General features: G+C 46.9%; 9 protein-coding genes and 1 pseudogene. 1 reads left to right on the top strand and 9 read right to left on the bottom strand.

Annotated elements, in window-relative coordinates; all coding sequences use genetic code 11:
* The 4 genes and pseudogenes from AC3DOM_RS00800 to AC3DOM_RS00785 form a co-directional block, all read right to left on the bottom strand.
* Positions 1–422 (bottom strand): annotated as a pseudogene (locus AC3DOM_RS00800) (hypothetical protein); the annotation flags it as partial.
* A gap of 39 nt (positions 423–461) precedes the next feature.
* Positions 462–1,010 (bottom strand): GNAT family N-acetyltransferase, encoded by a 549-nt coding sequence (locus AC3DOM_RS00795; RefSeq protein ID WP_487917114.1) that lies wholly within the window; start codon positions 1,008–1,010, stop codon positions 462–464.
* Positions 1,011–1,015: 5 nt separating this feature from the next.
* Positions 1,016–1,696 (bottom strand): class I SAM-dependent methyltransferase, encoded by a 681-nt coding sequence (locus tag AC3DOM_RS00790; protein WP_487917113.1) that lies wholly within the window; start codon positions 1,694–1,696, stop codon positions 1,016–1,018.
* Positions 1,697–1,813: 117 nt separating this feature from the next.
* Positions 1,814–2,632 carry a purine-nucleoside phosphorylase gene (locus tag AC3DOM_RS00785; RefSeq protein WP_487917142.1) on the bottom strand — a complete coding sequence of 273 codons (819 nt, stop codon included), beginning with the start codon at positions 2,630–2,632 and terminating at the stop codon, positions 1,814–1,816.
* A 176-nt stretch (positions 2,633–2,808) separates the two neighbouring features.
* Here AC3DOM_RS00785 and AC3DOM_RS00780 point away from each other — a divergent pair, with 176 nt between their 5' ends.
* A complete protein-coding gene (locus tag AC3DOM_RS00780) occupies positions 2,809–5,232 on the top strand; it encodes a transglycosylase SLT domain-containing protein (protein WP_487917112.1) in 2,424 nt (807 codons plus the stop codon).
* Positions 5,233–5,411: 179 nt separating this feature from the next.
* Here the strand turns inward: AC3DOM_RS00780 and AC3DOM_RS00775 are convergent, their stop codons facing one another.
* Genes AC3DOM_RS00775 through AC3DOM_RS00755 form a run of 5 tightly spaced genes read right to left on the bottom strand, consistent with a single transcriptional unit; the run spans position 5,412 to position 8,608 of the window.
* A complete protein-coding gene (locus tag AC3DOM_RS00775) occupies positions 5,412–5,723 on the bottom strand; it encodes a DUF167 domain-containing protein (protein WP_487917111.1) in 312 nt (103 codons plus the stop codon).
* 8 nt (positions 5,724–5,731) lie between these two features.
* A complete protein-coding gene (locus AC3DOM_RS00770) occupies positions 5,732–5,995 on the bottom strand; it encodes a YggT family protein (protein WP_487917110.1) in 264 nt (87 codons plus the stop codon).
* A gap of 13 nt (positions 5,996–6,008) precedes the next feature.
* Complete coding sequence (locus AC3DOM_RS00765) at positions 6,009–6,740, bottom strand: YggS family pyridoxal phosphate-dependent enzyme (RefSeq protein ID WP_487917109.1); 732 nt, start codon at positions 6,738–6,740, stop codon at positions 6,009–6,011.
* A gap of 59 nt (positions 6,741–6,799) precedes the next feature.
* Positions 6,800–7,582 carry a peptidoglycan editing factor PgeF gene (gene pgeF, locus AC3DOM_RS00760; protein ID WP_487917108.1) on the bottom strand — a complete coding sequence of 261 codons (783 nt, stop codon included), beginning with the start codon at positions 7,580–7,582 and terminating at the stop codon, positions 6,800–6,802.
* Between the two features lie 3 nt (positions 7,583–7,585).
* Entirely contained in the window at positions 7,586–8,608 is a 1,023-nt protein-coding gene (locus AC3DOM_RS00755) for a DUF2085 domain-containing protein (RefSeq protein WP_487917107.1), read from the bottom strand.
* Positions 8,609–8,740: the final 132 nt, after the last annotated feature.

The following is an 8,740-nucleotide window of genomic DNA, read 5'->3' as shown; positions in this document are numbered from 1 at the left end:
TGGGCAATGAAATCGCCGAGTAAGAAACCGTATCCCAACAAGAGTAAAAATCCACCCGAGACAAGATAGATCAGACGAACCGCTATTCTCCTGCGTCCACGTGAGGGTCTCCCGGCAGTGACAAGCAACGCATCGGAGAGTTGAAGATATGCCGCTGGAAGAAAAACAATTCCAAACCATTGAATCTGCAACAATAATTCATAACCCCAATCTGGCACAGATTTATTTTGCATTGACTCTGCAGTAAATACGATAACAACGCAGAGCATGATGACGGCAAAAGAGCGCGCCACCCGGTTGCGTAAATTAAATGTTAAAGCATAAAGAAATAACGAAAAGGCTGTGATCGCAACCCCGGCCGTCAATATCTCGTTGACCACTCGTATCCCCAATAATAAATTGTTTATCCAACCGTTAAACATGCAGTGACTCCACAAAAGAGAACCACAATAAGAATAATTTTATTTCAAGATCTTGCCAAAGAAAAGGGCAACATCCTGAGTGGCATAATAATGGTCATTATACCCGCTGAAAGCAAAGCCCTGGTTTTTCACCAGCTTAATTGCTGGATTGTTTTTTGAAGACATCTCAATAAAAAGCTGGCGATTATTACGCTTGAGTGACCATGATTCAATATATTGAATCAGTGCGGTCGCGACTCCCTCTCGACGTGCTTCCGTTCCGACAACAAGGTCAAGGATCCAAACGGCTTGTGAAGTTACCTGCTCCAACAATCGGATATAACCCAATGCGACTCCATCATGTACCGCAACAAAGGTCCGGGAGTTTATATTCCACTCATCTGCCAGAGAAAAATGATCACGTGGGTATTTTGTTCGCATAGAACGAGGCAAACGAACCTCTCGCAAGCTGGTAATAATTTCTTCTGATTTCTGCTGCAAGTCCAATTGCCATACATAATCACTGCTGCAAGTATGATCCAAACCAACAAGTCTGACAATATCTGTCGAAACTGCTGATCTAATTTTCAGATTTATTCTTTTTTCCATATTCATTATTCTTGACCTATAACACGAATCTGAACCAGACAAGGAGGGAGAGTTTCTCCCAGATTATCTACAAGTACCAATCGCAGGTGATAATCACCAGGGGTTAACTCAGCTGTATCAATTCGCCCCAGGACATCGTCATTTACTACATCTCGACCAGCATAAATTGTTGCCCAATTTTCTTCTCCAAGGGGAGACACTTCGAATTTATAAAAGCCAAATTTCGGAATATCGACAGTGCCAACCAATTCAACAATTCCGCTCAATTCCTGGCCTGGGATGGGTGAATCGACAATCAATTCACCAGGGATACAACCCTCGCTAAAATTTTCAGCCTGAGGAGCAGGACGTGCTTCAATCGTGGCAGCCATTTCTGCTGAAATAATTCCGGTGGGAGTAACCAGCAAATCAACTGTAGGAGTGGGGATAAAAGCTGAGGGAGGGATTGAAGGAATAATAAAAGAAACGATGATAAACACGCCTAAAAAGAGTGCAAACCAGGTCAATGCGAAAGCGAGGGCGCGGGCAAAGCGTCGCTTGGAGATCTCGCGTTCCAAACCAAAAATCGCCCCGCGCCAGGTTTTCCGGGAACGGAATAGCCAGCGCGCAATGAAAATCCCTCCCAGGAAGAGGATAAAATAGAACAGGCCCTCATAGGTTGAGAGAAAATCATAAACGGCTATCATGCAGATCTCATTTGTGATTCTATATTAGGACCTAACTCAGAGGAAACCCCCAAATCAGGATAAGGTGGAGCCTCGGCATTGGCAATCATGGATAAGGAGCTAATATGACACCTATATCTAAATTTCGCGCAGAATACCGCGAATAATGGTTTCCATTTTTGGAACAATCATCTTTCCCGCTTCGAGAACATCTTCATGGGTGGCAACAAACGAAATCTGTGTATGGGCCTTATTGCTGATGCCAGAAAGCCCAAGAACACGCATCCCCCCATGACGGGCTACTGAAACTTCGGTGACCGTGGACATACCCACACTATCAGCGCCAATCATCTTGAGAAAACGAAGTTCTGCGGGGGTTTCAAAAGATGGCCCACTCAATCCGATATAGACACCCTCGTGATAGGGAACATTTTCTTCTTTGGCTATTTTCCGAGCAAGATCAAGTAATTCTGGATCATAGGCCTGGGTCATATCCGGGAAACGAGGACCAAAATCATCGAGGTTTTGCCCATGCAACGGACTATTTCCAACCAACCCAGGGAAGTTAATATGGTCAGTGATCAGCATTATATCGCCAGGTTGATGGGCATCTGCAATCCCACCGGCAGCGTTTGTTACGATCATTATTTCTGCGCCCAGGCGCTGCATAACGCGTACCGGCAAGGTGACCTGGCTCATGGTATAGCCTTCGTAAAAATGGATACGCCCTTGCAGCACAAAGACATCCTGACCTTCAAGTTGACCAATTACAAGACGGCCTGCATGTCCTTTTACAGTAGAAACAGGCCAATGAGGCAGGTCACCAAAAGAAATTGAGACTGCATTTTCAACCGATTCCGCCAATCCATTTAATCCTGAACCCAGGATCATTCCTATACGTGGCCTGGTTTCTACACGTGCGCGAATCGCTTCAACTACTTCGTCAATTTCTTTGATGGTTAAATTATCTTGCATAAAACCTCTATTATTGTGGAGATTAGTACTATCACTGATAGCAGCGCAAATTATATCAGAGAAAGCCTTGCCGGATTTTTAGACAAGGAACTGACATGCGAAGAATCTTTCAGTTCATCTCATTGACAGCGCACACGTTTCCCATTATAAGGGAGGCCATGAATGTCAAAAAACTCTTGCCTGGACTATGGATTCTTGCCCTGCTAAGCGCGTGTAATTTCAGTCCCAACTCGATTCTGGGACCAACCGCGACTCCCAGCCTGACTCCATCTCCAAGCATCACACCCTCCCCTACACCGACGATTACCCCATCCCCAATTCCGACGTTAATCCCCCTGGCCCGCGTCCACAATGGAGAACAGGCGCTCGGCAACGGAGATTACGATCTTGCTCGCGCAGAATTTCAAACCGTCGTCAATTCATCTTCAGATAATCAGCTCCGCTCGGCCGCACTTTGGGGATTGGTTCGCGTCAACTATGAAGACGAACACCCCTATGAAGCAGTCGCTTTTGCAGAACAACTTTCTACTGAGTACCCCGAATCGCCTTTTCTTGCTTATGCGCATTTTATAGCAGGTAAAGCAAACGCAAGCATTAACCGTCACCAGGCAGCTGTTGAATCCTATGCTGCTTATCTCAATTTACGACCAGGCTTGTTAGAATATTATGTTGAGGAATTACGTGGAGATTCATTTGTTGAAATGGGAGATTTTTCAGGCGCGCTTGACGCCTATCAAGCCGCTCACCAGGCATCACGCCTCGATGACGGAATCAATTTAGAGGTAAAGATCGCTACCAGCAAAGCCGCAATGGGAGATTATTCAGGCGCGCTTGCAGATTACGATTCAATCACAGAGCAAAGCAATAACGATTTCATCAAAGCACAGATGGATTATTTTGCCGGCTTTGCCCACCTGATGCTTGGTGAAACAGAAAGTGGCTACGCACGCTATTTGCACAGTGTTGAAAATTACCCTCTGGCCTATCACTCTTATATTGCCCTGATAGAGTTGGTTGCAGCAAACATCCCCGTGGATGATTTCAACCGTGGGTTGACGGACTATGCAGCAGACCAATATGATGTTGCCCTGCTCGCTTTTGACCGCTATATTTCCGCAAATCCCGAAAGCGATGGTTCAGCACAATATTATCGCGCTAAAACTCTCTATGCACTCGGGCGTTATGATGAGGAAGTTGCCGCATGGAGTGAATTTATTGATAAATACCCGGAACATCGGTATTGGGTGGATGCCTGGGAGGAGAAATCTTATACCCAATGGTCTGATCTCAATCAGCTTCAGGCTGGCAAACAAACCCTGCTCGATTTTGTTTATGCAGTACCAGGGCATCCTGAGGCCCCTCGCCTTTTGATGGATGCTGCCCGTCTGATGGAGCGAAACGATGAAACCGATGAGGCTATGGACCTTTGGTTACGCCTTGCAGATGAATATCCAGGAAGCAATCTCGCTCCTGAAGCGTTATTCCTGGCCGGAATTGTATCTTACCGAAATAGTGACTATGCGCAAGGCCTAACCTTCTTTCAAAGGGGCTTACTTCTTTCAACCTCTGCAGCTGAGGATCAAGCCCGCATTTATCTGTGGATTGGAAAATCCCAGAAAATTTTAGGTGAGGAAGAATTTGCAAGGGATGCCTGGCAACAGGCACAATCTGCCGATCCGACGGGGTACTATAGTGAACGAGCCCGTGATCTTTTAATAAGTACCGAGCCATTCTCCCTCCCCTTTATTTACTACCCCCAAATGGACCTCGCCACAGAGCGGGCTGAGGCCGCCTCCTGGCTCAGGATCACCTTCAACCTGCCTCCGGATACCAACCTTGATGACCCCGGACCTCTTCTCCAGGACATTCGTCTCCAAAGAGGTCGGGAGTTCTGGGAAATGGGCCTCAACAATGAAGCCCGCTCCGAGTTCGAAAGTCTGCGTGCAGATGTGAGTGAGAGCGCGGAAGATAGCTTCCGGCTGGCAAATTACATGCTCGATTTGGGCCTTTATCGTCCTGCCATCTTCGCCGCGCGACAGGTTTTAGATTTAGCTGGAATGGACACCCACGCGGAATCGCTTCACGCGCCGATTTATTTTAGCCATATCCGCTACGGAACCTACTACAGCGACCTCGTTGAGGCGGCCGCAATTGAAAATGACTTTCATCCCCTCTTCATTTACAGCGTCGTGCGGTGGGAAAGTGTCTTTGAGGGATTTGTCGATTCGGCTGTTGGTGCACGAGGCTTGATGCAAATCATGCCTAAAACAGGCGCAAATATCGCCAGTTCACAAAATTGGCCCAGAGAATATTCTGCCGAAGATCTTTATCGCCCCATTGTCAGTGTTAGATTCGGGACATGGTACCTTGAGAGCAACCGCGATTTATTGAACGGCGATCTGTACGCCACCCTTGCTGCCTATAATGGCGGCCCTGGTAACGCCATAGAATGGCAGGCCCTCTCTAATGGTGATCCGGACTTGCTTCTCGAAAGCACCCGTTTTACCGAAACAAGGAACTATATCAGGGCGATATATGAAACATATAATATTTACAAATCAATTTATGGCAATTCGCCCTAATATCCACCCTAAAATTATCCCGTAGTGGCGACTTTGGTCGCTCTTTTCGGCTGAAGCCATTAAAACAAAAGAATTTTTGGATAGGTTCTTTGTAAATCTGTGCTTTGTTTTATAAAGAAAAGACCTGATTATTAAGATCAGGTCTTTGTTATGTAGCAGTTCAATGGCCACTGTTTCAGCTAATCAAGACTCTTACGAATTAACCTCGTCATAGTAATCGCGTCCAGGCCTAACACAGAAAGTATCTTGTCACGTCCTGTATTTCCAGCAACAACAGCCACCTTTGATTTTGGAACACTCAATACATCTGCGAGCAATTGTATCAGTGCTTCATTATCATCCCCATTTTCGGACGCCGCAGTTACATGGACTTTAACTGTTCCGTTTTCCATTATTCCTGCAATAGCGTTTTGACCAGCCTGTGAGGTTAGCCGTATAGCCAATGCCGAACCTACCTTGCCGTCATGCAATTTATATTTACGAGAAACCATCATTCACCTCAAAGCAATGCGGACAAAAAATTGATCAGAGCCCAGGATATTGCCCTGATCAAAAAGTATAAGATCAAAGGACTCAGATCAAACATCCCCACCAACGGTACAACCTGCCTGATTGGCATCAGCATCGGATTGATAATCCGATCGATGGTTTGCCTCACCGTGTGGAACGGGGACATAAAATATGATAACACAACCGATGCAATAAGCAACAAAACCAGAAGTTGTGCTGCGATATTTATCAAGTTGATCAAAATAACGATCATTAATCCTCCAAAATTAAACTGGGCGAGATCCGAGAATGGCCTGACCCACCCGGACAATAGTTGCCCCTTCTTCTATAGCAACCTGGAAATCACCGCTCGTCCCCATGGATAGTTGCTCCCATTTAACTTGCGGATACAGGACTGAAAGGTAATCCCGCAACCCCCGAAGCTGACGAAAATATGGGCGAGCCAATTCCGCATCTCCAAAAAAGGGGGGCATTGTCATCAACCCCTGAACTTCAAGATTTTCCAAGGCAAGCAGAGCTTCCAGATCGGGAAGAAAATTGTCCCAGAGAGATTCATCTGAGGCTTGCCAGCCGAACTTGCTCCCCTCCCCACCGACATTAAACTCCAGTAAAACGGGAAGTTTGCGCCCAAATTCGGCAGCAAAACGATCAAGTCGACGGGCAAGCTTTAAGCTATCCAGGGAATGTAAAAGGGCAAAATGCTCAGCCACCAGGCGCGCCTTTCGGCTCTGCACGTGACCGATCATATGCCATTCTACCTTATTTCCAATCTTGAGAACTTGCTGTTTACTTACAGCTTCTTCTGGATAATTTTCCCCGAATATTTTCACGTCTGCGGCGATAGCCGCTTCAATGACCGAGACAGGCTGCTTCTTCGTCACGACAAGTAATTGAACAGACTCTGGAACCCGTCCAGCGATGCGGGCAGCTTCCACAATCTGCGCTTGGATCTTAATATAACGTTCGCGAATTAATTCAACGATAGAATCGTCAACCACAATAGTTTTCTCCTGGTCTTTTAGGAAACCTGATCATACTCAGGTTGGCCTTATACATTCTACCCATTCAATCCGATCAAGGCACCAAAGCGCCCCGTTTTCCCTTTTTCGCCACGATGAGAGAACCAGTCTTTGGGATGACAGACCGTGCAAATATTTGCGCTTTCGATATGGTCAACACCCGCTCTTTCCAACTGGATACGATTTGCAGCCCACATATCGAAATGTCTGCGTTCGCCCACTTCGGGCAGAAGGGATTCAGCGTCCTTACCAAAGGCATCATGGACCTGCTGAATAACATCTTCCCCAATTTCGTAATGATCGGGGCCAATCGAGGGGCCGATCGCCGCCTGAATATTTTCAGGCTTTGAGCCATATTTCTCTCGCATTGCGTTAACCGCTGCGGTTGCGACTCCGCGCACGGTTCCCATCCAACCGGCATGGGCTATGCCAATTACACCCCGACTCGCATCGACAAAAAGGAGAGGTGTGCAGTCGGCAAATCGCATAAACAGACTTACCTCAGGTCGATCCGTAAAGATGAGATCCGCTTTGTCTTCGTGCTCATTTGGCTGACGCGGTTCACTGGCGAAAGATACTGCGGTACCGTGAACCTGCCAAACGTCGAAAATAGATTCGGTGTCTCGTCCCAGCACGCGAAACGAGCGAATGCGGTTTTTTCGCACATTTGCCAGATCATCCCCCACAGTTCCGCCAACATTAAGAGAATCCCATGGCACAGGGCTTACCCCACCCTGACGCGTGAAAATCGCATGAGTCACTATATCGGGAAAATTTTCGAACTGGAAATATCGAATACCATTTTTCTCAATAAATGGCATGATCTAGTCCATTGCTTTAACTATGGCATTTTTTTTGATGAAAATTTGGCGTGTCTCGCGCATACTTTCTTCAACATAAGGGAAGCTAAACCATGCGGTCATAAGACCAAAAAGAAAACCAGTGAGCGTGCGCAGGAAAGGTGTGCTTTCGCGGTAAGGAAGGATGGAGGCCAGCGCCGGAAGTTCGAATTGACCAATTAGTTGAGAGAAGCCATCCAGGCCAATTGGCCCGATCCCAATCAGCAACCAAAAGATCCAGTGTAAGGGTGGAATGCGGCGTCCGGTAATCCAGAAAATGAGTGCAAAAAGAAACATGGCACCATAAATTGCCATATCTCGTTCACAGAGCGCCATTTTATAACCAACCTCTGCGCTACCCCGATAGGCGCGTGCTTCCCAGCGGGCATTCCCATTGGCCTCATGCAAATGAAAAATCCCGGTTGCGGACTCAAAATCCACAAGGCCTGTCTCTCCTCCGGTCAATCCCGTTTCACGGAGGGGATAATAAGGCTGCTCTCCGAACAGAAAGAATGAGCGGAAACCAAATTGATGACAAAGAGGGCTGTACATTTTGTAAATAATACTGGCAGGGCCTGTAGCACCTGCCTTCATTAGAACCGGAGCAAGGACAGGGAGGCCAACATAAAGGAAGAGAAGCAAGGTGAAAACCAGCATGTACTGGCGGGAGAACCAGAATGAGAATTTATCCCCACCTGAAACAGTTTGCCCACGCTTGGACCGCCTTCGGTATCCTTCATCGCCTACTTTTTCAAGTTGTTCCTCGCGATCAATGGCAGCTCCGATGGTCATCGCCAAATCTTTTCGGTCGATGGGTGCGCTGAGACTGTAGGGTCCAACTTCAACCACAGGAATTTTTTCGCCATAGGTCGTTACAAGTGAGGGATCGGCATCTATATCCACTTCGATAAGACGATGGGGGTATTGCTCCTGGAGAGACGCGAGATCTTCCCTGGTTACATCACAAAGATGGCAATTTTTTCTCGTATAAAGCGTTAGATCAACCATTAGTTCTCTACAGCCCAAAATCTACAAATGTGCCGTAGCGAGCGAGCAATTCAAAGGTTCCCGAAAAAAGCATGATCCCGACAATGATCAGAATTATACCCATGGCGATTTCTACATAATGCATGGCTTTAC

It is taken from the genome of Candidatus Desulfolinea nitratireducens (genome assembly GCF_982879505.1).
Note: the sequence above shows the minus strand (reverse complement) of the source record. Positions and strands in the feature narration are given on the sequence as shown.